This is a genomic window from Sinosporangium siamense, assembly GCF_016863435.1.
In the GTDB taxonomy this organism is placed as follows: Bacteria; Actinomycetota; Actinomycetes; order Streptosporangiales; family Streptosporangiaceae; genus Sinosporangium; species Sinosporangium siamense.
Genome location: NZ_BOOW01000020.1, coordinates 225,949 through 248,964, shown reverse-complemented (window position 1 = coordinate 248,964; position 23,016 = coordinate 225,949). Strand labels below are relative to the sequence as shown.

General features: G+C 69.8%; 20 protein-coding genes. 13 read left to right on the top strand and 7 right to left on the bottom strand.

The genetic code is table 11. The features are described from left to right. Positions 1 to 2 precede the first annotated feature (2 nt). The 3 genes from Ssi02_RS16480 to Ssi02_RS16470 all read left to right on the top strand — a co-directional run bounded on the left by Ssi02_RS16480 (position 3) and on the right by Ssi02_RS16470 (position 2,230). Positions 3 to 656 (top strand): hypothetical protein, encoded by a 654-nt coding sequence (locus tag Ssi02_RS16480; RefSeq protein WP_204026401.1) that lies wholly within the window; start codon positions 3 to 5, stop codon positions 654 to 656. Continuing rightward, positions 653 to 1,738, top strand: a complete 1,086-nt coding sequence (locus Ssi02_RS16475) for a C40 family peptidase (protein ID WP_239128961.1) — start codon at positions 653 to 655, stop codon at positions 1,736 to 1,738. The genes Ssi02_RS16480 and Ssi02_RS16475 overlap by 4 nt, the downstream gene beginning before the upstream one ends. Before the next feature lie 75 nt (positions 1,739 to 1,813). Continuing rightward, the gene (locus Ssi02_RS16470) at positions 1,814 to 2,230 is read left to right on the top strand and encodes a (deoxy)nucleoside triphosphate pyrophosphohydrolase (RefSeq protein ID WP_204026399.1); all 417 of its coding nucleotides are present in this window, start codon (positions 1,814 to 1,816) and stop codon (positions 2,228 to 2,230) included. Between the two features lie 281 nt (positions 2,231 to 2,511). Here Ssi02_RS16470 and Ssi02_RS16465 read toward each other — a convergent pair whose 3' ends face one another. Continuing rightward, positions 2,512 to 3,039 (bottom strand): hypothetical protein, encoded by a 528-nt coding sequence (locus Ssi02_RS16465; RefSeq protein WP_204026398.1) that lies wholly within the window; start codon positions 3,037 to 3,039, stop codon positions 2,512 to 2,514. Positions 3,040 to 3,778: 739 nt separating this feature from the next. Between Ssi02_RS16465 and Ssi02_RS16460 the strand changes: the two genes are divergently transcribed. Continuing rightward, a complete protein-coding gene (locus tag Ssi02_RS16460; RefSeq protein ID WP_204026397.1) occupies positions 3,779 to 4,984 on the top strand; it encodes a hypothetical protein in 1,206 nt (401 codons plus the stop codon). 91 nt (positions 4,985 to 5,075) lie between these two features. On the opposite strand, the gene Ssi02_RS16455 is transcribed toward Ssi02_RS16460, so the two are convergent. From Ssi02_RS16455 to Ssi02_RS16440, 4 genes are all read right to left on the bottom strand, one after another. Further along, entirely contained in the window at positions 5,076 to 5,840 is a 765-nt protein-coding gene (locus tag Ssi02_RS16455) for a succinate dehydrogenase/fumarate reductase iron-sulfur subunit (protein WP_204026395.1), read from the bottom strand. Further along, a complete protein-coding gene (locus tag Ssi02_RS16450; protein WP_204026393.1) occupies positions 5,837 to 7,735 on the bottom strand; it encodes a fumarate reductase/succinate dehydrogenase flavoprotein subunit in 1,899 nt (632 codons plus the stop codon). Before Ssi02_RS16450 ends, Ssi02_RS16455 begins: the two co-directional genes overlap by 4 nt. A gap of 28 nt (positions 7,736 to 7,763) precedes the next feature. Further along, positions 7,764 to 8,567, bottom strand: a complete 804-nt coding sequence (gene sdhC, locus Ssi02_RS16445) for a succinate dehydrogenase subunit SdhC (RefSeq protein WP_204026391.1) — start codon at positions 8,565 to 8,567, stop codon at positions 7,764 to 7,766. A gap of 382 nt (positions 8,568 to 8,949) precedes the next feature. Beyond that, a complete protein-coding gene (locus tag Ssi02_RS16440; protein WP_204026643.1) occupies positions 8,950 to 9,897 on the bottom strand; it encodes a LysR family transcriptional regulator in 948 nt (315 codons plus the stop codon). Positions 9,898 to 10,149: 252 nt separating this feature from the next. Between Ssi02_RS16440 and Ssi02_RS16435 the strand changes: the two genes are divergently transcribed. The 5 genes from Ssi02_RS16435 (at position 10,150) to Ssi02_RS16415 (ending at position 17,332) form a co-directional block, all read left to right on the top strand. Further along, positions 10,150 to 10,908: a succinate dehydrogenase cytochrome b subunit gene (locus Ssi02_RS16435; RefSeq protein WP_239128960.1), complete on the top strand. Its 759-nt coding sequence runs from the start codon at positions 10,150 to 10,152 to the stop codon at positions 10,906 to 10,908. Then, on the top strand, positions 10,908 to 12,836 hold the full coding sequence (locus Ssi02_RS16430; protein ID WP_204026638.1) for a fumarate reductase/succinate dehydrogenase flavoprotein subunit: 1,929 nt from the start codon (positions 10,908 to 10,910) through the stop codon (positions 12,834 to 12,836). The genes Ssi02_RS16435 and Ssi02_RS16430 overlap by 1 nt, the downstream gene beginning before the upstream one ends. Positions 12,837 to 12,841: 5 nt before the next feature. Next, complete coding sequence (locus Ssi02_RS16425) at positions 12,842 to 13,576, top strand: succinate dehydrogenase/fumarate reductase iron-sulfur subunit (RefSeq protein WP_204026636.1); 735 nt, start codon at positions 12,842 to 12,844, stop codon at positions 13,574 to 13,576. 283 nt (positions 13,577 to 13,859) lie between these two features. After that, complete coding sequence (locus Ssi02_RS16420) at positions 13,860 to 15,548, top strand: ABC transporter ATP-binding protein (RefSeq protein ID WP_204026389.1); 1,689 nt, start codon at positions 13,860 to 13,862, stop codon at positions 15,546 to 15,548. Between the two features lie 2 nt (positions 15,549 to 15,550). Further along, positions 15,551 to 17,332, top strand: coding sequence for an ABC transporter ATP-binding protein (locus Ssi02_RS16415; RefSeq protein ID WP_204026388.1), 1,782 nt, complete (start codon positions 15,551 to 15,553; stop codon positions 17,330 to 17,332). Here the strand turns inward: Ssi02_RS16415 and Ssi02_RS16410 are convergent. After that, positions 17,329 to 19,398: a S9 family peptidase gene (locus tag Ssi02_RS16410; protein ID WP_204026387.1), complete on the bottom strand. Its 2,070-nt coding sequence runs from the start codon at positions 19,396 to 19,398 to the stop codon at positions 17,329 to 17,331. The two genes, Ssi02_RS16415 and Ssi02_RS16410, sit on opposite strands and share 4 nt — an antisense overlap. Before the next feature lie 47 nt (positions 19,399 to 19,445). On the opposite strand from Ssi02_RS16410, the gene mshB reads away from it, so the two are divergent. The 3 genes from mshB to Ssi02_RS16395 are packed head-to-tail and all read left to right on the top strand — an operon-like array spanning position 19,446 to position 21,439. Continuing rightward, positions 19,446 to 20,345, top strand: coding sequence for an N-acetyl-1-D-myo-inositol-2-amino-2-deoxy-alpha-D-glucopyranoside deacetylase (gene mshB / locus Ssi02_RS16405; RefSeq protein WP_204026386.1), 900 nt, complete (start codon positions 19,446 to 19,448; stop codon positions 20,343 to 20,345). 11 nt (positions 20,346 to 20,356) lie between these two features. Continuing rightward, a complete protein-coding gene (locus tag Ssi02_RS16400; protein WP_204026385.1) occupies positions 20,357 to 20,824 on the top strand; it encodes a DUF6113 family protein in 468 nt (155 codons plus the stop codon). Positions 20,825 to 20,836: 12 nt separating this feature from the next. Beyond that, positions 20,837 to 21,439 (top strand): flavin reductase family protein, encoded by a 603-nt coding sequence (locus Ssi02_RS16395; RefSeq protein ID WP_239128959.1) that lies wholly within the window; start codon positions 20,837 to 20,839, stop codon positions 21,437 to 21,439. Between the two features lie 7 nt (positions 21,440 to 21,446). Here Ssi02_RS16395 and Ssi02_RS16390 read toward each other — a convergent pair whose 3' ends face one another. Beyond that, positions 21,447 to 22,376, bottom strand: a complete 930-nt coding sequence (locus tag Ssi02_RS16390; protein WP_204026384.1) for a hypothetical protein — start codon at positions 22,374 to 22,376, stop codon at positions 21,447 to 21,449. Between the two features lie 177 nt (positions 22,377 to 22,553). Here Ssi02_RS16390 and Ssi02_RS16385 point away from each other — a divergent pair, with 177 nt between their 5' ends. Then, a complete protein-coding gene (locus tag Ssi02_RS16385) occupies positions 22,554 to 23,015 on the top strand; it encodes a hypothetical protein (RefSeq protein ID WP_204026382.1) in 462 nt (153 codons plus the stop codon). Position 23,016 lies beyond the last annotated feature (1 nt).

Below are 23,016 nucleotides of genomic sequence, written 5' to 3'. Positions count from 1 at the left end.
ACGTGTCACAGGTAGGTGGCGGGCGCAGGGGGCTCGCGTTCGCCGGACTGGTCGCGGTGCTCGCGGCGGTGGGCATCTTCCTGACGCTCGGCCCGAGCGACGAGGGAGGCACGGCGGAGCCCGTCGGTGCGAGCCAGGCCGACGGCGAAAGCGACAGGCGTGAGGAGGGCACGGGCGCGCTGCCGCCCGTGCCCCGCCCGACGGGAAGCCTCGCGCCGTTCGACATCTACTCCTATCTGCCGATGAGCAAGGAGGAGCTGGCCGCCGCGGCCGATGTGGCCGAACGTTTCGTTGAGGAGCACGGCACCTACAAGCACGACGAGGACCCGGTGGCGCGGGCCCGCCGCGTGTCCGCCTACGCCACGGGTGAGCTGGGCGGCCTGCTCACCCGCACCATCACCGCGCCGGGCACCGTCGAGCGTGACCGCGCCGACCAGATCGTGGCCAAGGCCGACGCGAAGCTCAAGGAGATCCGCAAGGTCGACCGCACCTCGGTGATCCTCGTGGTGCGCAGCATGCAGAACATCGAGAGCAAGAACGGCCCCGCCGACCGGGCGGAGGAATACGCCGTGACGCTGACCCAGGTCGGCGCCGAATGGCGGGTCTTCGACCTGCAACCCGCAGGCGACGGCCAGGAGGGAGACAACGAGCATTGACCCCCCGGGTGCGCATCGCCCTCCTCGTGGGCCTGGCCGGGTTGCTTCTGCTGACCGTGATCGTCGCCCCGATGATCATGATCACCGTGCCTTCCTTCTTCAACACCACCTCCGGGCCCGACTGCGGCGAGGTCGACCTGAACCCCGGCGACGACGAGTCGGAGGCGGCGGGGACCGACATCCCCTCGGACTACATGGAGCTCTACCGCAAGCACGGCAAGGACATCGGTGTGCCGTGGAATGTGCTGGCCGCGGTGGGCAAACGTGAGACCGACCACGGGCGCTCCACGCTGAGAGGCGTGAGCAGCGGCACGAACTACGCCGGGGCCGCCGGTCCCATGCAGTTCCTCATCAGCACGTGGGGCGGCAAGTCCAAGATCAAGATTCCGTCGACCTTCAACGGCTACGCCTCCGACGGCGACGGCGACGGGTGGGCCGACGTCTACAACCCGGCGGACGCGATCCTCGGCGCGGCCAAGATGCTCAAGCGCAACGGCGCTCCGGAGAATGTGCGGCGGGCCCTGTTCGTCTACAACCGGGCCTGGTGGTACGTCGACCAAGTGCTGGAGATCGCCAAGCGTTACGCGAAGGACGGGCAGATCAAGACGCCGCCCGAGGCCGACGAGAGCTGCGACGACCCGCTGGTGGCGGCGGCGCCGAACGACGTGGTCCGCAAGATCCTCGACTACGCGCTGGCTCAGCGCGGCAAGCCGTACATCTGGGGCGGCACCGGGCCGGACGGCTACGACTGCTCGGGCATCATCTACATGGCCTACCGGCAGGCGGGGTTGTCGATCCCGCGCACGACTTTTGTGCAGTGGCCTTTCGGCATACGTGTTGAGGCCGGTGCGGAACAGCCGGGAGACCTGGTGTTCTTCGACGCCGGGCCGGGCACCGGGCCAAACAATCCCGGCCATGTGGGAATGGTCGTCTCGCCCGGCAAAATGATTGAGGCGCGGTGCACCCTGTGTGGCCCCATCAAGGTGACGACATACAGGAATAGGGCCAAGATTATGGGCTACACCCGGCCGCTCGCTCACCCCGATGTTGTGGAGCAGCTCAAACGGATCCAGCAGGGCTGACACAATCGGGCGCAAGGTCGGCCGCGAGCGGCGCGCTTAGACGCCGCTCGCGCCAATTCCGGGGGAGGATGCTCCATGCTCACCGACGTGCTCGTGGTCGGAGCCGCCATCGTCGAGGACGGACGCCTGCTCGCCGCCCAGCGGGCCGAGCCGCCCGAGCTGGCGGGCGGGTGGGAGTTCCCCGGCGGCAAGGTCGACCCCGGCGAGCACGAGGCCGACGCGCTCGTGCGCGAGTGCGTCGAGGAGCTCGGCGTGCACGTCCGCCTCGGCCGCCGCGTCGGCGGCGACTGGCCTCTCGGCAAGGGCTACATCATGCGGGTGTGGCTGGCCGAGATCGTCTCGGGGGTGCCGGAGGCTAAGGAGCACCTCGACCTTCGCTGGCTCACGGCGGACGAGCTGTACGGCGTGCCGTGGTTGCCGGCCGACCTGCCCATTGTGCGGGCTGTGGAAGATTTCCTCCGCGAGGGTTATTCCCGTCGTGGGGTGACATAACGATTACTGACAGTTGTTGACGCGAGTCCGTATCGGGGGAACGGAGAAGCGTGGTGACCGACTGGTGGGCTCGCGCCCGGCTGGCATCGGTGTGTGGCGTCGGCGTGCTGACCCTCACCTCGGGAGGTGGTGCGGTCCACGCCGTGGCGAACGCGGGGGCGGAGCCGACACCGGGGGTGTTTGTGTATGGCGCTCCGGCGTCTTCGGCCTTTTCGGGGCTGGGCTCTCCGGTGCCTTCCGCCACGGGCTCTTCTGCAGGTGAGCTTCCTGCCGGCGTGCCTTCACGGGAGGCCCGTTCGGGGGAACCCGGGTGTGCGTGGGTGCCGAGGCGTGAGCGGAGGGTCTCGGAGGGTGTCGCCGGGTGGTGCTCGCCGGTCGTCGGCGACCTCGGGGGCGCTGCGGGCGCGCGCCGGGTGCACGGCGGGACGAGTTCGGGTGGCCGGGCGGGGGGCTCCGAGCCGGTCGATCCGGCGGGAGCCGGCGCGGACCTGACCGCGAGCGGGGCGCGTGTGCCGCAGGCGGCCGCCGGGCTTCGCCCGGGTGTGGAGCGGCAGGTGGGCGCGGCACCTCGGCCCACCGCGGTGGACGCCTCGGCCGGGCCGCCGGGGAACGGTCCGCAGGGGAGTGCGCGGGAGCCGGGCGGATCGGTGGGGCCGGCTGGGGAGGCGGGATCTGGAGCGGCTCTCGGGTTCGGGGTCGGCGGCGAGGGCGTCGGGGGCTCCGCCGGTGCGGGGGTCGGCGGGGGAGTGCGGCCGGGTTCGGCGGGGGTGGTGATCGCTCCGGGTGTTGCGGGGGGTGTGCCGGGTCATGTGGGGTCCACGCCGGGGGCGGGGAGTGCGAGCGGCCAGGCAGGGGTGAGGCCGGGAGGCGAGATCGGGGCCACGCGAGACAGCCGGCCGGCCGATCGGGCTCATGCCGTACCTGATGCGGCGTCCAATGCAGCGGCACCTAAGCCAGTGGCACCTAACCCGGCGCCACCTAACCCGGCGCCACCTAATGCGGCGGCACCCAATGCGGCGGCTCCGGCTCCCGCCGCGCAGGTGCCGGGTGCTCTGCCTCCGGGTGCACAAGTGCCGGGTGCCGTTCCGCCGGGGGCAGATATCGGGGCGGGGCTGAGTCCCGAAGGCATGGCCGGCATGTTGGGTTTCGGGGAGCCCGCGGTGCGGTTGCCGGAGGCCACTCCGGGGCCGGATCTCGGTGTGTCCGGCCGGGAGCCGCTGGGGGCGCCCTGGCCGAGGGCGGTCGCGATCGGGAAGAGGCAGGTCAGAGCAGAGCCGGAGAGGCCGTTGACTGGTGTGGTGGGGTGGTTGTTCGCGGTGGGGGCGGTCGGCGGGTTGACCGGGCTTCTGTGGGCGCAGAGTGTGATTCGACGACGTCATACATTGACCAGGATCTGACCCGAAGCGTCAGCCACCTGCACAAAGTTCGCGTTGTCACGTCACAATCAGCCGATGAAACGCCTGGTGTAGTGAATACAGGGGTTTACTGTTACTTTTGCCCGCATAGAATTTCCTCTGACTTACCACGGGGATATCGCGGAGGGCACCGGTGGCGGCACTCGCACGATCCAGGGCCATATCGGCGGCGGCCTTGTCCCTGGGCCTCGCCGGTCTTGTGACGCTCGCGGCCGCGCCGCTGATGAGTGGGGACACGAGCCTCGCCGCCGCGTCGGTGCAGGCGTCAGAGATCCCGGGGGGTGAACCCGGCGCCAGCGGCGACCCCGGTGCCAGCGGTGATCCGGAGCCCGTGGAGACCGTCACCGTCACCCGCACCCCGGGCCAGCCCCCGGAGGAACCGACCGGCACCGCGACCGCCACGGTGACGAAGACCATCACCGCCACGCCCAAGCGTCCGCGGACGACCGCTCCGAGCACGGCACCCACGCCGCAGACGAGTGCCACGCCGCAGGCACCGGCCCCGCAGCCGCCGCAGCAGCAGATCCAGCCTCCGCCTGTCACGACTCCGTCCGCGACCCCGGAGGACTCCGCCCCGCAGTTGGCGTTCCCCACGGCGGGCGACCCGAGCGCCGCCCCGACGACGACTCCAACGGACACATTCCAGGGCATGGAGGAGGCGTCCGACGAGTCGGTGCAGATGGAATTGCGCGAGGCGTCGCCGGAATACAACCAGACGAGGCTCAGCCGCATGCTGGGCATCCCCGCGCTGATCCTGGTGTTGCTCGCGTTGTTCGGTGTGCTCATCTTCGAGGGGCATCTTCGCCGCATGGCGCACGCCGCGGCGGTCCGCAAGGTGGGTCCGCGCAGGCCCGTTCCGCCCATGGGCGGCTATCCGTCCTATCCGGCGGGTCCGGGTTATGCGACCTCCGCCTACCAGGGCGGTCCGGCATATGCCCCGATCATTAGCTTCGTCCCGGTCCAGGCTTACCCGGCCTATCCCCAGCCCGGCGTCTATCCCGGGGATCCGGGCAGGCAGGGGCACGGCATGATGTACGACCCGTCGACCGGCTATCTGATCGACCCCGCCACCGGCCAGGCCTACGACGCCACCACCGGCACCCCTGTCGTCCACCCCGGCGCCCCGCAGACCGCCGCCCCCACCTTCCCGGGCGTCCAGCCACCGCCGGCCCCGCAGACCGTTCCCCAGCCGCCTGTGGGCACAACTGAGCCGCCGGCGAAGAGCCCGGCCCCTCCGGTGGACGACGACACCACAGCGGTCCACCCCACGGTGGAGGAGAAGCGCCGCCGCTTCGGCTTCGGCAAGAAGGACCCGAAGGACCCGAAGGGCAAGAAGTAGTACGCCCCTAGTACGGCGGAGTCCACGTCCGGGCTCCGCCGTACTCATGTCACCACGGGCCGGGATCCCGGCCCGTGCTGGAACGTGAGGCTCAGCCCGTCTTGCTCGACGAGCGCTTGAAGATCTTGTTACCCAGCCACACCAGCGGGTCGTATTTGCGGTCGACGACCCGCTCCTTCATCGGGATCAACGCGTTGTCGGTGATCTTGATGTGCTCTGGGCAGACCTCGGTGCAGCACTTGGTGATGTTGCAGTAACCGAGACCGTGGTCCTCCTGCGCCATGTCCTTGCGGTCGGCCACGTCGTAGGGGTGCATGTCGAGCTCGGCGATCCGCATGAGGAAACGCGGCCCGGCGAACGACTGCTTGTTCTCGTCGTGGTCACGGATGACGTGGCAGACGTTGTTGCACATGAAGCACTCGATGCACTTGCGGAACTCCTGGGACCGCTCTACGTCGATCTGCTGCATGCGGTATTCCCCGGGCTTCACGTCCTTGGGCGGCGTGAAGGAGGGGATCTGCCGCGCCTTCTCGTAGTTGAAGGAAACGTCGGTGACGAGGTCCTTGATGACGGGGAAGGTGCGCATCGGCGTGACCGTGATGACCTCGTCCTCGCTGAAGGTCGACATCCGGGTCATGCAACTGAGGCGCGGCTTGCCGTTGATCTCGACCGAACACGAGCCGCACTTGCCGGCCTTGCAGTTCCATCGGACGGCGAGGTCGGGCGCCTGGGTGGCCTGGAGCCTGTGGATGATGTCGAGCACGACCTCACCCTCGTTCACCTCGACGGTGAAGTCCTCCAGTTTGCCCTCGCCGCTTTCGCCGCGCCAGACGCGGAATTTCGCCTTGTAACTCATGACGCCTCCTTGGCCACCGCGTCGAAGTCGGCCAGCTCTTCCTCGGTCAGATACTTCTTCAGCTCGTCCCGGTCGAACAGCACGATGAGGTCGTCGCGCATGGCCGGCTGAACCTGCTCCTCGACGGTGACGTCCTGGCCGTCCTCCGACGCCGAGCAGACGAGCAGCTTACGCCGCCAGTCCGGCGACATCACCGGGAAGTCGTCGCGGGTGTGGCCGCCCCGGCTCTCCTCGCGGATGAGGGCGGCGCGGGCGACGCACTCGGACACGAGCAGCATGTTGCGCAGGTCGAGGGCGAGGTGCCAGCCGGGGTTGTAGATCCGTCCGCCGGCCGCGCCGACGTTCTTGGCCCGGGCGCGGAGCTTCCCGACCACGCCGAGCGCCTCGGAGACCTCGCGGGAGGTCCGGATGATGCCGACCAGCTCGTTCATGCTGCGCTGGAGCTCCTGGTGGAGCTCGTAGGGGTTCTCGCCGGTGCGCTCCAGCGGCGCGAGGGCCTCCTGGCGGGCCGCCTCCACCGCCTCGTCGGAGATCTTGGGCCGGGTGGCCAGGCGGTCGACGTAGGCCGCGGCTCCGGCTCCGGCGCGGCGGCCGAAGACGAGCAGGTCCGACAGCGAGTTGCCGCCGAGGCGGTTGGAGCCGTGCATGCCGCCGGAGACCTCACCCGCCGCGAACAGGCCGGGGACGGCGGCGGCCCCGGTGTCGGCCTCGACCTCGACGCCGCCCATGATGTAGTGGCAGGTGGGGCCGACCTGCATGGGCTCCTTGGTGATGTCGACGTCGGCCAGCTCCTTGAACTGGTGGTGCATCGACGGCAGCCGCCTGACGATCTCGGCGGCGGGCAGCCGGGTCGAGACGTCGAGGAACACCCCGCCCTGCGGGGATCCGCGGCCGGCCTTCACCTCGGAGTTGATGGCACGCGCCACCTCATCGCGAGGCAGCAGCTCCGGAGGGCGCCGGTTGTTGGCCTGGTCGGTATACCAGCGGTCGCCCTCCTCCTCGGTGGTCGCGTATTTGTCCTTGAACACCTCGGGGATGTAGTCGAACATGAAGCGCTTGCCCTCGGAGTTGCGCAGCACCCCGCCGTCTCCACGCACCGACTCGGTGACGAGGATCCCGCGAACGGACGGGGGCCAGACCATCCCGGTGGGGTGGAACTGGATGAACTCCATGTTGATGAGCTTGGCTCCGGCCAGCAGCGCCAGCGCGTGCCCGTCACCGGTGTATTCCCACGAGTTGGAGGTGACCACGTAGGACTTGCCGATGCCGCCGGTGGCCAGCACGACGGCGGGGGCCTCGAAGACGACCAGGGTGCCGTTCTCCCGCCAGTAGCCGAAGGCGCCCGCGATGGCGTCGCCGTCCTTCAGCAGCCGCGTGACGGTGAACTCCGCGAAGACCTTGATATAGGCCTCGGGGTCGCCCGTGCGCTCGGCGTCCTCCTGCTGGAGCGCGACCACGCGCTGCTGGAGGGTGCGGATCAGCTCCAGGCCGGTGCGGTCGCCGACATGGGCCAGACGGGGATATTCGTGGCCGCCGAAGTTGCGCTGGCTGATCTTGCCGTCTTTGGTGCGGTCGAAGAGCGCGCCCCACGCCTCAAGCTCCCACACGCGGTCGGGTGACTCCTTGGCGTGCAGCTCGGCCATGCGCCAGTTGTTGAGGAACTTGCCGCCGCGCATGGTGTCCCGGAAGTGCACCTTCCAGTTGTCGTCGCTGTTGACGTTGCCCATGGCGGCCGCCGCGCCGCCCTCGGCCATGACCGTGTGGGCCTTGCCGAACAGCGACTTGCACAGGATGGCGGTGCGCTTGCCCTGCTGACGCGCCTCGATGGCGGCTCTGAGGCCGGCGCCGCCCGCGCCGATCACGACTACGTCGAATTGTTGGCGTTCGATTTCCATGACTATCCAGGGTTCCTATGTGGACGGCTTAGAAGAATTGGATGTCGGTGATGACGCCCTTGGCCACGAGCCGCACGTAGAGGTCGGCGATCATGACGGAGAACATCGACACCCAGGCCAGTTGCTGGTGTTTGGCGTTGAGCTTGGACACCCAGGTCCACGCCTTGTAGCGCAGCGGATGGCGCGAGAAGTGGTTAAGCCGCCCGGCGGTGATGTGCCGGCAGGAGTGGCAGGACAGGGTGTAGAGCACGATGAGCACGGCGTTGATCACCAGGATCAGCGTGCCGAGCCCCATGTGACCCCACTCGCCGTGCTTGTCGCGGAAGGCGATGACCGCGTCGTAGCTCAGCACGGCGCCGATGACGATGGCGCCGTAGAAGAAGTAGCGGTGGACGTTCTGGATGATCAGCGGGAAGCGCGTCTCGCCGGAGTACTTCTTGTGCGGCTCGGCCACGGCGCACGCGGGCGGCGAGAGCCAGAACGACCGGTAGTACGACTTGCGGTAGTAGTAACAGGTGAGACGGAAGCCGGCGGGCAGCCCGAGGATGAGGATGCCGGGCGGCAACGTGAACCAGTCGCCGAAGGGGGCGAAGCCCAGGAAGCGTGCGCCTTCAGGGCAGGACGTGGCCAGGCAGGGCGACGAGAAGGGCGCGACGTAGGGTTCGACGAAGTAGCTGGGGTCGAAGATCGCCCAAAAACCGTACACAACGAACAACGCCAGCGCGGCGAAGGTGAAGGCCGGAGCCAGCCACCATCGGTCGGTGCGCAGCGTACGTACCTTGAGTTGTGCTCGTTGTCGCCTGACCGAGTTGTCGGTCGTCATCTGGGACATCAGAGACTTCTCCACCTCCCACGGACCCCGCTCGCCAGAGGGTCCGGGTCGTTAGCGGGTGCCGCGCGGGCTGGATCTGGACGCCTCCAGCAGGCGCGGTCGCGCTCGTCATCCGGTAGCACGTGGAGCCTTGTGCAGGGTGCACGTGTCACTCTGCCCATGGTCGCACTGCGCTCCGTACACGCGATTAGTGGGGGATACGTTACGGTGACGGCACCCCGGTATGTGAGCGCGGTCACTCACTCTTTCCCTCACTGGGTGTGATTCCTATCACGTCAGAGCGTGGACCGGGGCATAACCGGCATTCGCAATGAAACGGAAATCTCACCCCAACCTCGCGCCCCACTGGGAGCGTGGGCGCTTCCCGGCAGCTCAGACGCGGTTACCGGCGCTTCGCCGCCGTGATGAGCTCGACCCCCGCCGGCAGACTCTGCTCATGGGCCGCCTCGGCCAGGTAGAACACCAGCGTCGCCCGGAACGCCTGCGCGGCGCGCGTCGGCTCCACGTCCTTGCGGTGCGCCAGCGCGACCGTGCGCCGCAGCCCCGGCGGCATCAGCGGCGTGCCCGTCAGCCCGGGCCGCCCGTCCAGCACCATCGACGGCACCACCGCCACGCCGAGCCCCGCCTCCACGAAGCGCAGCACCGCGTCCATCTCGCCGCCCTCGACCGCGAACCGCGGCTCGAACCCCGCCTGACGGCACGCACTGAGCGTCGCCTCCCGCAGGTCGTAGCCCCGGCGGAACATCACCATCGGCCGCCCGCGCAACTCGTCGATCCTCATGTACGGCTTGCGCACCCGGCCCCTGGCGTGTGACGGGGAGGCCACCACGAGGTGCTCGCGCAGGATCTCCTCGGTCACCAGGGCCGGGTCGTCCCCCTGGAGCGGCAGGATGATCAGCGCCAGGTCGAGCTGCCCCCGGGCCAGCGCCCGCACCAGGTCGCGCGACCCGCCCTCCTCGACGAGCAACTCGATGCCCGGATAGTCGCGGTGGAACCTCGCCAGCGCGTCGGCCAGCAGCCCCGCGCAGAGCGACGGCGTCGCCCCGAGCCGCACCCGGCCGCGCCGCAGCCCGGCCAGCTCGCCGACCTCGCGGCGCGCGGTGTCGGCGTCGGCCAGCATGCGCCTGGCCAGGGGGAGCAGTGCCTCACCCGCCGGGGTCAGCGTCACGTTGCCCCGCGCCCGGCTGAACAATGGTGCCCCGAGCTCGGTCTCCAGCGCCTTGATCTGCTTGCTCAGCGACGGCTGTGCGACCCGCATACGCTCGGCAGCCTGAGTGAAATGCCGGGTTTCTGCCACGGTGACGAAGTAGGCGAGTTGCTGGAGCTGCACACTTCCATAGCGTACGGCTATCGCCAAGATCAATATCCGGCGCCCCAGGCATGAAGCCATCTGGTCGTGGGACCGGCACCCCAAGGTCGCATACTCGACGAACACGAGGTCAGGGCTGTGAGATTGGTCGCAAAAGCGGCACTTGATGAGGGCTGAGCGCCCGCGAAACCACAGATCATAGCTCGCAGCTATGGAAACGAGACTCGTGATGACTTGGACGGTCAGATTTCCGCATACCTAGCGTTAACCACTGTGACCGCGACGATCGACCGGGGATCGGCCACCAGCCTGGTGCGCCCTCCCGCAGCGTCAAGCCCCAAGCCGGCAACGAAGAAACCCTCCCGATTCACCACCAGCAACGGCAAGAAGGCCGTCATGGCCGTGACCGGGGCCGTCATGGTGCTCTTCCTGGTCGGCCACGTGCTCGGCAACCTGAAGATGTTCTCGGGCCCCCAGGCGTTCAACGACTACGCCGAGTGGCTCCGCACGGTGGGTGAGCCCGCCGTGCCGCGCCGCACGGTGCTGACGCTCGTCGAGGTCGTGCTGGCCGCCGCCGTGATCCTGCACATGTGGTCGGCGATCTCGCTGGCCCGGCGGGCGAACAAGGCGCGGCCCGTTAAGTACGCCGCCAAGCGGAAGAACCAGGCGTCCGGCTACGCCACGCACACCATGCGCTTCGGCGGCCTCATCATCGTGCTGTTCCTCGTCTGGCACCTGCTCGACCTCACCTTCGCGGTGGTCAACCCCGCGGGCCCGGCGGGCCTGCCGTACGACCGCATGGTGCAGGGCTTCGCGCTTGAGCGCTGGTGGGTGACCGTCTTCTACGCCCTGTCTGTGATCATGCTCGGCCTGCACCTCAGGCACGGTCTGTGGAGCGCCTTCCAGACGCTCGGCGTCGGCAACGCACGTGCACGGCAGGGCCTTTCTGCGGGCGCCGCCGTCTTCTCCCTGCTCCTCGTGGCCGGGTTCCTCGCGGTCCCGTTCGCGGTGATGATCGGAGTCTTGAAGTGATGCACTACACCGTCGGCGAGCCGATCCAGGACGCGAAAGCCCCTGAGGGCCCCGTCGAGGAGCGCTGGGACAAGCGGCGTTTCGCCGCCAAGCTCGTCAACCCCGCCAACAAGCGCAAACTCCGCGTCATCGTGATCGGCACCGGCCTCGCGGGCGGTTCGGCCGCCGCGACCCTCGGTGAGCTCGGCTACCAGGTCACGTCCTTCTGCTACCAGGACTCCCCGCGCCGCGCCCACTCCATCGCCGCCCAGGGCGGCATCAACGCGGCCAAGAACTACCGGGGCGACGGCGACTCGATCTACCGGCTGTTCTACGACACGGTCAAGGGCGGCGACTTCCGCTCACGCGAGTCCAACGTCTACCGCCTCGCCCAGGTCAGCGTGAACATCATTGACCAGGCCGTCGCGCAGGGCGTGCCGTTCGCCCGGGAATACGGCGGCCTGCTCGACACCCGCTCCTTCGGCGGCGCCCAGGTGTCCCGCACCTTCTACGCCAGAGGCCAGACGGGCCAGCAGCTCCTGCTCGGCGCCTACCAGGCCCTGGAGCGCCAGATCGCGGCCGGCACGGTCACCATGCACACCCGCCACGAGATGCTCGACGTCATCGTCAGCGGCGGGCGGGCCCGCGGCGTCGTCGTGCGCGACATGGTCACCGGCGAGATCGAGACCCACCTCGCCGACGCCGTCGTGCTCGCCAGCGGCGGCTACGGCAACGTGTTCTTCCTCTCCACCAACGCCAAGGGCTGCAACACCACCGCCATCTGGCGCGCCCACCGCCGCGGCGCCTACTTCGGGAACCCCTGCTACACGCAGATCCACCCGACCTGCATCCCCGTCAGCGGCGAATACCAGTCCAAGCTGACCCTGATGTCGGAGTCGCTACGCAACGACGGCCGCGTATGGGTGCCGAAGACCAAGGGCGACAGCCGTCCGGCCCATGAGATCCCCGAGGTCGAGCGCGACTACTACCTGGAGCGCATCTACCCGTCCTTCGGCAACCTCGTGCCCCGCGACATCGCCTCCCGCGCCGCCAAGAACGTCTGCGACGAGGGCCGCGGCGTCGGCCCCGGCGGCCTCGGCGTCTACCTCGACTTCGCCGACGCGATCCGCCGCCTCGGCCGGGACGCGGTGGAGAAGAAGTACGGCAACCTCTTCGAGATGTATGAGCGCATCACCGGGGAGAACCCCTACGAGCAGCCGATGCGCATCTACCCCGCCGTGCACTACACGATGGGCGGCCTTTGGGTCGACTACGACCTCCAGTCGACCGTCCCCGGCCTGTTCGTGATCGGCGAGGCCAACTTCTCCGACCACGGCGCGAACCGCCTCGGCGCCTCGGCCCTCATGCAGGGCCTGGCCGACGGCTACTTCGTGCTGCCCACCACGGTCGGCGACTACCTCGCGGGCGCCGGCGACTTCGGCGACATCGCGCAGGAGGACATCGAAGAGGCCGTGGGCCAGGTGCAGGACAAGATCGACAGACTGCTGTCCGTGCAGGGTGACCGTACGGCGGACTCCTTCCACCGCGAGCTCGGCAAGATCATGTGGGACTACTGCGGCATGGAGCGCTCCGAGGAGAGCCTGCGCAAAGCCCTGGAGCTGATCCCCGAGCTCAAGAAGGAGTTCTGGGCGCGGGTCAAGGTCTCCGGCGTCAACGAGGAGCTCAACCAGGCGCTGGAGCGTGCCGGGCGGGTGGCCGACTTCTTCGAGCTGGCCGAGCTCATGTGCCTGGACGCCCTGCACCGCACCGAGTCCTGCGGCGGCCACTTCCGCGCCGAGTCCCAGACCGAGGAGGGCGAGGCCCTGCGCGACGACGACGCCTTCGCCTACGTCGCCGCCTGGGAGTGGAACCCTGACGGCACCCCGGTGCTGCACAAGGAAACGCTCGAGTACGAATACGTGAAGATGACCCAGCGGAGCTACAAGTGAGCACCATGAACCTGACGCTGCGCGTCTGGCGCCAGAAGGGCCCGGAGGACAAGGGCCGGATGGTGACCTACAAGGTCGTCGACGTCTCGCCGGACATGTCCTTCCTGGAGATGCTCGACGTGCTGAACGACCGGCTCATCGTCGAGGGCGACGAGCCGATCGCGTTCGACCACGACTGCCGTGAGGGCATCTGCGGCATGTGCGGCATGGTGATCAACGGCGTGCCGCACGGCGAGCAGCGGGCCACCACGACCTGCCAGCTCCACATGCGCCACTTCAACGACGGCGACACCATCACCATCGAGCCCTGGCGCGCCGCGGCCTTCCCGGTCGTCAAGGACCTGGTGGTCGACCGTACGTCGTTCGACCGCATCATCCAGGCCGGCGGCTTCATCTCGGTGCCGGCGGGCTCGGCCCCCGACGCCCACAGCCTGCCCGTGCAGAAGGACGCGGCGGACGCCGCCTTCGACGCCGCCACCTGCATCGGCTGCGGCGCCTGCGTCGCGGCCTGCCCGAACGGCTCGGCCTCGCTGTTCACCGCCGCCAAGATCACCCACCTGGGCCTCCTGCCGCAGGGCCAGCCGGAACGCGACTCCCGCGCCAAGGCCATGGTCGAGCAGATGGACGCCGAGGGCTTCGGCGGCTGCACCAACACCGGCGAATGCACGGCGGTCTGCCCGAAGGGCATCCCGCTGTCCACGATCGCCCGGATGAACCGCGACTACCTGTCGGCCAAGTAGTCCACCACGTGATCCCCAGGCCGGAGGAGCCCACCGCGCGGGGCCCCCTCCGGCCTCGTTTTTCGCGGGAGTTCTACGGCGCCCGTACGGCGGGAGCCCGCCCAGCGCCGTGCCGCGAGCGCCGGCCACGCCGTCCCGCAGGGGCTCCGAGGCTCCCTCCGGCTCCCCGTGGCGCCCTGTCGCCGCGCCGTCACCGCGCCGCAAAGGTGACTCCAAGACGCTGTTTCGCCGCCCCGAAAAGCATTTGCCGGTAAAAGGGGGGATTTGCCAGCCTGGAGAGGCTATGCGCTCCCTACCCGAGGCCGATCCCGGCACCCCAGACCTCAGAAGCCCAAGCAGATATCTCCTGTGGAACGTCCGCCGCCAGGCGAGACCGCTCACAATCGGGATCCTCCTCGCCATCCTGTGGTACCTCGCTCAGGCATTCGTCCCCGCCGTCATCGGCAACGGCATCGACGCGATCACCGCCAAGGACCTCGACGCCCTCCTGATCTGGGGCGCCGTGCTCTTGGCCCTCGGCGTCGTCCAGGCGGTCAGCGGCGTCATACGCCACCGCTACGCGGTCTTCAACTGGCTCGCCGCGGCCTACCGCACCGTCCAGCTGACGACCCGGCACGCCACGAGGCTGGGGGCGACGCTGCCGAAGCGGCTCTCCACGGGGGAGACCGTCAGCGTCGGCACCTCCGACATCGCCTACATCGGCAGCGCCTTCGACATCCTCCTGCGGGCCTCGGGCTCGATCGTGGCGATCATCACCGTCACCGTCATCCTGCTGGTCACCTCGCCCGCCCTCGGCCTGCTGGTGCTGATCGGCGTGCCGATCATGGTGGTCGCCGTCGGCCCGCTGCTCAAACCCCTCCACAAGCGCCAGAACGCCCAGCGGGAGCTTCAAGGCGACCTCGCCACCCGCGCCGCCGACATCGTCGCCGGCCTGCGCGTGCTGCGCGGCGTCGGCGGCGAACCCGTCTTCTCCGCCCGCTACCAAGAGGAGTCCCAGCGGGTGCGGGCGGCGGGCGTCCGGGTCGCCAAGGTGGAGTCGTTCATGGAGGGCGCGCAGGTGCTGCTGCCCGGCCTGCTGATCGCCACCGTGACCGGCGTCGGCGCCACCCTCGCCCTGGGCGGCTCGATCACCGCCGGGCAGCTCGTCGCGTTCTACGGCTACGCGCTCTTCCTCATCGCCCCGCTGCGCACCCTCACCGAGGCCGCCGACGCCATCACCAAGGGCCACGTCGCCGCCCGCCGCATCGTGAACATCCTGTCCATCGAGCCTGAGATCAAGGGCGGCGCCGGGACGGAGGCCGGGGGAGAGCTGGTCGACACCGAGTCGGGCGTCGCCGTACAGCCCGGCATGTTCACCGCGCTCGTGACCGATACGCCCGAGGAGGCCATCGCCGTCGCCGACCGCCTCGGCCGCTACACCGAGGGCGACGTGCGCTTCGGCGGCACGCCCCTCGCCGACCTGGCGCCGGCGGAGGTGCGCCGCCGCATCCTGGTGGCGGACAACAACGCCAGGCTGTTCGCCGGCCGCCTGCGCGACGAGCTCGACATCACCGGTGAGGCCGACGACGAGAAGGTACGGCTGGCGCTGCGCGCGGCCTGCGCCGAGGACATCGTGGACGCCCTCCCCGGCGGACTCGCCTCCCACGTAGCCGAGTCGGGCCGGGAGTTCTCCGGCGGCCAGCAGCAGCGGCTCCGGCTCGCCCGCGCCCTCCTCGCCGACCCCGAGGTGCTGATCCTCGTCGAGCCCACCAGCGCCGTCGACGCCCACAGCGAGGCCCGCATCGCCGAGCGGCTCGCCGCCGCCAGGAAGGGCCGCACCACGCTGGTGTGCACGACCAGTCCACTCGTGCTGGGCCGTACCGACCGTGTGCTTCATCTGGCGGACGGAGTGGTCCGCGCGGAGGGCACCCACCACGAGCTGTTGTCGCGAGACGCCGGATATCGGGCGACCGTGACCCGAGGGGAGAATTGATCATGAGCGGGCGGAGCCTGCCGGTCGCCGACCAGGCCCAGGTGCGTGCCTACGCGCGGCGACTGATGCTCAAATATCCGAAGGAGCTGACCTACGCCCTCGGCATGCACGCCCTGGCCGCCGTGGCGGGGCTCGCCTCGCCGCCGCTGCTCGGGCGGCTCGTCGAGGGCGTGGAGCGGCGTGGCGGCGTCGACGTGCCGCTCATCGTGCTCGCCATCGTCGGCTTCCTCGTGGCGCAGGGCGTGCTGGTGAAGCTCGCGATCTTCGCCTCGTCGCGGCTCGGCGAGAAGGTGCTGGCCGAGCTGCGCGAGGAGTTCGTCGACCGCGTCCTGTCCCTGCCGCTGTCCACCGTCGAGCGCGCGGGCTCGGGCGACCTGATCACCCGCACCTCGCGCGACGTGTCGGCCTTGCAGCGCAGCGTGCGCCAGGCCGTGCCCGAGACCCTGATCGCGATGGTGACCTGCGTCTTCGCCGTCGGTGCCCTGCTGATCGTGGGGCCGCTGCTGGCCCTGCCCAGCCTGATCGCGGTCCCGCTGCTCTGGGTATCGACCCGCTGGTATCTCAAGCGGGCCAGGGACGGCTACCTGAGGGAGAACGCCGCCTACGCCGACATGACCGAGGGGCTCGCCGAGACCGTGGAGGGCGCCCGCACGATCGAGGCCCTCGGCCTCCAGCGGCGCAGGCACCAGCGGGTCGACGACGACATCAGCCGCTCCTACACCGCCGAGCGTTACACCCTGCGCCTGCGCACGGTGTGGTTCCCCAGCATCGAGGTCGGCTACGTCATCCCCGTGGTGGCCACGCTGGTCGCCGGCGGCGTCTTCTACATCCAGGGCTGGGCCGCGCTGTGGCAGGTCACCGCCGCCACCCTCTACATCCAGCTCCTCATCGACCCGCTCGACCGGCTCCTGTCGTGGATCGACGAACTGCAGGTCGGCGGCGCGGCCATGTCCCGGCTCCTCGGCGTGGCCAACGTGCCGGACGACCGGGTGCCGGGCGACGCCGTACCCCGCGGTGAGGAGATCGTGGCGACCGGGGTCAGGTTCGCCTACCGCGAGGGGCACGACGTGCTGCACGACGTGTCGCTGACCATCGCGCCCGGCGAGCGCATCGCGATGGTGGGGCCCTCCGGCGCCGGCAAGTCGACCCTCGGGCGGCTGCTCGCCGGCATCCACGGACCCCGCGAGGGGGCGGTCACCCTGGGCGGGGTGCCCCTCGTCGACCTGCCGCTCGACGAGCTCCGCGGCCACGTCGCCCTCGTCACCCAGGAACACCACGTGTTCCGCGGCACCCTGCGCGACAACGTGCTGATCGCCCGGCCCGAGGCCGACGACGAGGCGGTGATCCGGGCGCTGTCCGCCGTGGAGGCATGGGAGTGGGTCGAGGCGCTGCCCGGCGGGCTCGACACGGTCGTCGGCTCCGGCGGAGAGATCGTCTCACCGGCCCAGGCGCAGCAGCTCGCCCTCGCCCGGCTCGTGCTCGCCGACCCGCACACGCTCGTGCTCGACGAGGCCACCTCGCTCATCGACCCGAAGGCGGCCCGGCACCTGGAGCGTTCGCTCGCGGCGGTGCTGGAGGGCCGCACGGTGATCGCCATCGCGCACCGGCTCTACACGGCCCACGACGCCGACCGCGTCGCCGTCGTCGAGGACGGGCGCATCACCGAGCTCGGCTCCCACGACGAGCTCGTCGCCGCGGGCGGGTCCTACGCGGCCCTCTGGGAGAGCTGGCACGGCGCCGGGACCGAGCGGGCCCCGGCGCCGAGGGAGCCGGCCGCGAGCTAGCTCATGCCCAGCGTGCGCTTCAGGAACTCCACCTGGAGCAGGAGGAGGTTTTCCGCCACGACCTCCTGCGGGGTCATGTGGGTGACGCCCGACAGCGGTAGCACCGTGTGCGGGCGGCCCGCGGCCATGAGCGCCGACGACAACTTCAGGGTGTGGGCGGCCACCACGTTGTCGTCGGCCAGGCCGTGGATCAGCAGCAGCGGCCGGTCGAGCTTGCCGGCGTCGTCGAACAACGACGACTGATCGTAGATGTGCGGCCGGGCCTTGGGGTCGCCGAGGTAGCGCTCGGTGTAAGCCGTGTCGTACAACCGCCACTCGGTCACCGGCGCCCCCGCGACCGCGCTGTGGAAGACGTCGGGCCTGCGGAGCACGGCCAGAGCGGCGAGATAGCCGCCGAACGACCAGCCCCGGATCCCGACCCGCGTGAGGTCCAGGTCGCCCGGGAACTGCTTGGCCACGCCGGCGAGCGCGTCGACCTGGTCGTCGAGGATCGGCCCCGCGAGGTCGTCCAGGATCTCCCGCTCGAACGCCGGGCCCCGGCCCGGGGTGCCCCTGCCGTCCACGACGACCACGGCGAAGCCCTGCTCGGCGAACCACTGGCTGGTCAGGTAGGCGCTGCGCGCCGTCAGCACACGCTGAGCGTGCGGGCCGCCGTACGGATCCATGAGCACCGGCAACCTCGCCGAGCCCGGCTCGTGCCACGAGGGGAACACCACGGCGGTCGACAGATCCCGTGCGCCCGCCCGCAGGAGCGAGACCCGCAGGTCCAGCCCCGGCCGCTCGGCCAGGTTGGGAATGGTGACCGGCGGGTGCCCCGGGCGGACGACCTTGACGGTGGCGCCGTCGCTCTCCATGTCCTGCGAGGTGATCACGGTGACCCCGGCGCAGCGGGTGCCGGAGTAGACGCCGGGCTCCGGCGTGATCGGGCTGATCACGCCGGCGGCCCAGGTCCAGAGCTGGACTGAGGCCGGGTCGCCGCCGCTGGCCCGGAACAACACGGTGTCGTCGTCGATGTCGAGCACGGCGCGCACCTGGAGCGTCGGCGGGGTGACCGGCCGATCGCCGATGAACAGGCGGTGCCCGCCCTCGGCGGGCGCGATCCACACGAGTGTGCCGTCCGACAGGCGCGCCGGAGTGCCGGACCCGAGCTCCACCCAGGCCTCGTCGGTCTCCTCCCGGATCTGCGTCGAGGCCCCCGTCACCGGGTCGACCTCAAGCAGCCGCAGCGAGCGCTGATCCCGGGAGAGCGTCACGATCGCCAGGCCGTGGAGGTCCCACAGCGCCTCCACCAGGTATTCCTGGCTGTACGGCACAGCCACCCTGTCCCCGGCGAGGTTCATGACGAACAGCTCGACCCTGGCGTTGGCGGTGCCGGCCGCCGGATAGTGGTGTTCGACCGGCTCCCGCTCGGGGTGCGTCGGGTCGGCGATGAACCACCGCTGCACCGGCGCCACGTCGACCCGCGCCACCAGCAGCGCGTCGCTCGACGGCGACCACCAAAAGCCGCGTGAGCGGTCGAGTTCCTCGGCCGCGATGAAGTCGGCCAGGCCGTAGGCCACCGTGGTGGTCTCGGGGTGGGCGAGCGCGGTGTCGGCGCCGCTGCCGAGGTCGAGCACACGCAGCGCGCCGCCGCACACATAGGCGATCCGGGTGCCGTCGGGCGACAGGCGCGGCTCAACCGCCGGGCCCGGGGTGGCGATGTGGCGCACCTCGCCCGAGGCGATCTCCGCCACATAGAGCCCGCCGGCCAGCGCGAAGGCCGCCCGTCTCACCGCCCCGTCGACCGAGTAGGCGACAATGCCGCCGGCCCCCTCTCTGGCCCGCTCGCGCCTGGCGCGCTCCTCGGGCGGGAGGTTCTCCTCATCCACGTTGAGGGCGCGCGGGTCGGCGATCAGCCGCTCGGTCGCGGTTATGAGATCGAACTCCCACAGGCAGGTCACCGGATCGGTGCCGCCTCGGGAGCGCAGGAAGACGACGCGGGTGGCGTCGACGATGGTGATACCTCTGGGGACCCCTAGGGAGAATCTGCGGGTCTTGGCCTGTAGACGCGGGAAGCTCTCACCCATAGTCCCCCATCCTGCCAGTGATTTGCGGGAACGTTAGGCTCAGCCGTATGAATGACCGGCGTTTGCTGCTTGTGCATGCTCACCCCGACGACGAGGCCATTGGCACCGGGGCGACCATGGCGAAATATGCGGCGGAAGGTGCCCACGTCACGCTTGTCACCTGCACGCTTGGTGAGGAGGGTGAGGTCATTCCGGAAGACCTCGGCCACCTCGCGGCCGACCGGGAGGACAGGCTCGGCGAATATCGCATCGACGAGCTGGCCAAGGCGTGCGAGGCCCTCGGCGTCACCGACCACCGCTTCCTCGGCGGCCCGGGGCGCTGGCGCGACTCCGGGATGATGGGCGTCGCCTCCAACGAGCACCCGAAGGCGTTCTGGCAGGCCGACCTCGACGAGGCCGCAGGAGAGCTGGTCAAGGTCATTCGCGAGGTGCGGCCCCAGGTGCTCGTGACCTACGACGAGAACGGCTTCTACGGCCACCCCGACCACATCCAGGCCTACCGCGTGGCGTGGCGCGCCGCCGACCTCGCCGCCGACCCCGCCCACGGCGAGGGCGAGCCTTGGCGCGTCGCCAAGTTCTACTTCACCGCCATACCCAAGTCCGTCCTGCGCCGCACCGCCGAGGCCATGCGCGAGGCAGGCACCGAGTTCTTCCCCGGCGACGTCGACGAACTGCCCTTCGGCAGCACCGACGACGAGATCACCACCGAGATCGACGCCCGCCCCTACGTGGGCGCCAAACTCGACGCCATGCGGGCCCACGCGACCCAGATCAGCGTCGACGCCCCGTGGTTCGCCCTGTCCAACAACATCGGGCAGGAGGCGCTCGGGGTCGAGCATTACATACTCAAGACCGGCCGCCGAGGCGGTGCCGTACCCGGCGCCCCCATCGAAGCGGGTGGACTGGGCGAACCTCGTGAATCCGATCTTTTCGCGGGCATCAACTAGCCTCGATGTCTATGAGTGAGACTCCCCTGGTCCCCACCCCCGAGGTGGAGCCCGAGCCCAGGGGCCCCAGGATCCCGCCGCCGATCCTGACCGGCATGCTCCACGGCACCCTCATCGTGCTGGGACTCGTCGTCGGCACGATCGGCGCGTTCGGACAACACTGGTATTTCGGGAACGACCTTCCCGTCGCCGCCGTCGTCTGCCTGATCGTGCTGTTCGCCGTCGTCAACGGCATGGGGCGGCTCGCCCAAAGCCGCGTCGCGGCCATCACGACCGCCCTCGGCTGGGTCGTCGTCACCACGGTCCTGCTCACCGAGCCACCCGGCAGGGACCTGGTCTTCGTCGACGACCTCGCCGGCCGCGTCTACCTTTTCGGGGGCTTCGCGGTTATGGTGCTCGCGGTGCTCCTCGTGCCGTCGAACGCCGCGGCTGCCGGATCCTGGCTGCTGCGCAGCCACCTCCCCGGGTCACCTCGATAGGCGGGTCCGTCCATGCGCAGTTCCGATCAGCGCCCGTCCCCCCGCCGCCCGCACCTGCCCGCCTGGTCGCACGAGCAGCCGCTCGAATGGATGCTCTGGCCCCCGCCCGCCGTCTCCCACGCGCGGGTCGAACAGGAACTCGCCCAGGACGCCTTCCGCCGCGTCGTCGGCCGCTTCGCCACCGGCGTCACCGTGATCACCACCCGCCTCGACGGCGTCGACCATGCGATGACGGTCAACTCGTTCACATCGGTGTCGCTGGACCCGCTGCTTGTGCTCTTCTGCCCCGATCGGCGGTCGAGGTTCCACGACGTGGTGCTCAAGGCGGGGGTGTGGGGGGTGTCGGTGCTCGCCGACACGATGGAGTCGGCGTCGTCGGAGTTCGCCCGGCGCGGGCGTGATCTTTCCCGGCCACTCGAAGGGTATGGCTACCGCCGCGGTTCTCTGGGCGTCGCGCTCTTGGACGGGGCCGTGGCCACACTGGCGTGCCGCACCAGCGCGGTCCACGACGGAGGCGACCATTCGATCGTGGTCGGCTCCGTCGTGGAGATGCACTCGGGGGCTGCGGAGACGAGCCCTTTGCTTTACTACGAGGGCCGCTACCGGAGGCTTTGAGGGGGAATCAGCCCGGCCACTGGGACAGGGGGTCTTCCTCCTCGATCGGCTCCTCGGTGTTGCTCGGGGGCACCCAGCCGTCCCGGACGTCGGCCTTGTTGCCGCCGTGGGAGGAGCAGCTCCCCCCGATCCCGCCCGATTTGCTGAGCTTGCCGTCGCTGCAGACGACGATGTGGCCCGTGCCGTTGTTGAAGTTGGGGATGCACTCGAAGATCCCGCTGTCACACAGACCGGCAGGGGCGGAGGTGACGAGGTTGCCGGGCGATGCGCAGTAGTGCAGGCCCCAGTTGTTGTCCGGCGCGCCGCAGCGGTCCGGGTTGGCCGTGGGGCGGGTCGTGGCGCCCGGCGTGGCCGTCACCGTGACCGTCGCGGTGACCGTCGGGCCGGGGGTGGGGGCCGGGGTGGTCGTGACCGTGACCCTCGGGGTGGCGGTGACCGTGGTGGTCACCGTGGGCGTCGCCGTCACGGTCGCGGTGACCGTGGGCAGCGGCAGCACCGTGACCACGTGCCGCCCGCTCTTGCGGTAGGAGCCCTTGCCCAGCTTGGGGGTCGTGCTGAGGGTCTGGCCGCTCGCCACGATCAGGTCGGCCGACTGGGTGCGGCAGGAGTCGCCGCGGCAGACGCGCTGCCGCACATTGAACTTGGCGCTCGACCGCGTCTTGACCTTGACCTGGAGGTAGGACGAGCCGCTCTTCTTAATAATCTTGGTGGTGGCCGTGTAGGAGGGGGTGGCCGCAGGAGTGGCGGTGGGGGCCGGCGTCGGCGTGGGGGTCTGAAGACGCAGGTCACCCGCCTGGCCGGGTTCGTTGACGATGGATCCGGCGGATCTGAGCGTGAGAGAGTCGGAGTCGCCTGCGGGGGTCTGGAGGAGTATGAGGCCGCCGACAGCACCGAGCGCGATAAAACACACCAGGGCCGCCACGATGATCGATCTCATGAGCAGGGGGATGCCATTCATGATCGGGGGCGTCGAAAGGGACAGTTGTTCCGGTAATTATCTCGGCATGACCGACATGGTCAACCGCGACGTGAGATTTCTGGTCACGACCTGGTATCGCACTACATCCCCGTGGGGATAGGGAAAACGGGGGTATTCCGCCGGTGAGGAGCGCACATGGCACCCGGTGAGAGCACGCGCTGGACGACGGCCCGCCGCGTGATCAACTACGTCAACTTGAGCACCCCGCTGGGTCTGCTCGTCAGCGTGATCGGGGGTGCCCGCCGCACTCCCGGCCCCGACGGGCTGATCCTGGCGGTCGGCTATCGCTACGGCTTTCCCATAGCGAGGGCGTTCACCATCGGCAACGTCGTGCTGACCAAGCACGACCTCGCCCTCCTTTCCCGCAGCGACCTCCTGCGTCACGAGGACAGGCACGCCACGCAATACGCGTTCTGCCTGGGGGTGCTGATGTTGCCGATGTACGTCACCGGGCTCGCGGTGTCCTACGCCGCCTGTGGCGATCACTGGAGCTGGAATCCCTTCGAGCGGCTCGCCGGTCTGGACGACGGCGGCTATGTGCGACGACCTCCTTGGTGGCGTAGACCGCGCAGGAAGGGGCGGCGGGGGCGAGCCTGAG

Coding starts and splice junctions, on each gene's coding strand:
- Ssi02_RS16390 (WP_204026384.1), bottom strand. CDS start 22,376: ATGAGATCGATCATCGTGGCGGCCCTGGTGTGTTTTATCGCGCTCGGT.
- Ssi02_RS16425 (WP_204026636.1), top strand. CDS start 12,842: ATGAACCTGACGCTGCGCGTCTGGCGCCAGAAGGGCCCGGAGGACAAG.
- Ssi02_RS16415 (WP_204026388.1), top strand. CDS start 15,551: ATGAGCGGGCGGAGCCTGCCGGTCGCCGACCAGGCCCAGGTGCGTGCC.
- Ssi02_RS16385 (WP_204026382.1), top strand. CDS start 22,554: ATGGCACCCGGTGAGAGCACGCGCTGGACGACGGCCCGCCGCGTGATC.
- Ssi02_RS16455 (WP_204026395.1), bottom strand. CDS start 5,840: ATGAGTTACAAGGCGAAATTCCGCGTCTGGCGCGGCGAAAGCGGCGAG.
- Ssi02_RS16400 (WP_204026385.1), top strand. CDS start 20,357: ATGAGTGAGACTCCCCTGGTCCCCACCCCCGAGGTGGAGCCCGAGCCC.
- Ssi02_RS16430 (WP_204026638.1), top strand. CDS start 10,908: ATGCACTACACCGTCGGCGAGCCGATCCAGGACGCGAAAGCCCCTGAG.
- Ssi02_RS16470 (WP_204026399.1), top strand. CDS start 1,814: ATGCTCACCGACGTGCTCGTGGTCGGAGCCGCCATCGTCGAGGACGGA.
- Ssi02_RS16465 (WP_204026398.1), bottom strand. CDS start 3,039: ATGACCCGGCACACCCCCCGCAACACCCGGAGCGATCACCACCCCCGC.
- sdhC (WP_204026391.1), bottom strand. CDS start 8,567: ATGTCCCAGATGACGACCGACAACTCGGTCAGGCGACAACGAGCACAA.
- Ssi02_RS16410 (WP_204026387.1), bottom strand. CDS start 19,398: ATGGGTGAGAGCTTCCCGCGTCTACAGGCCAAGACCCGCAGATTCTCC.
- Ssi02_RS16395 (WP_239128959.1), top strand. CDS start 20,837: ATGCGCAGTTCCGATCAGCGCCCGTCCCCCCGCCGCCCGCACCTGCCC.
- mshB (WP_204026386.1), top strand. CDS start 19,446: ATGAATGACCGGCGTTTGCTGCTTGTGCATGCTCACCCCGACGACGAG.
- Ssi02_RS16420 (WP_204026389.1), top strand. CDS start 13,860: ATGCGCTCCCTACCCGAGGCCGATCCCGGCACCCCAGACCTCAGAAGC.
- Ssi02_RS16450 (WP_204026393.1), bottom strand. CDS start 7,735: ATGGAAATCGAACGCCAACAATTCGACGTAGTCGTGATCGGCGCGGGC.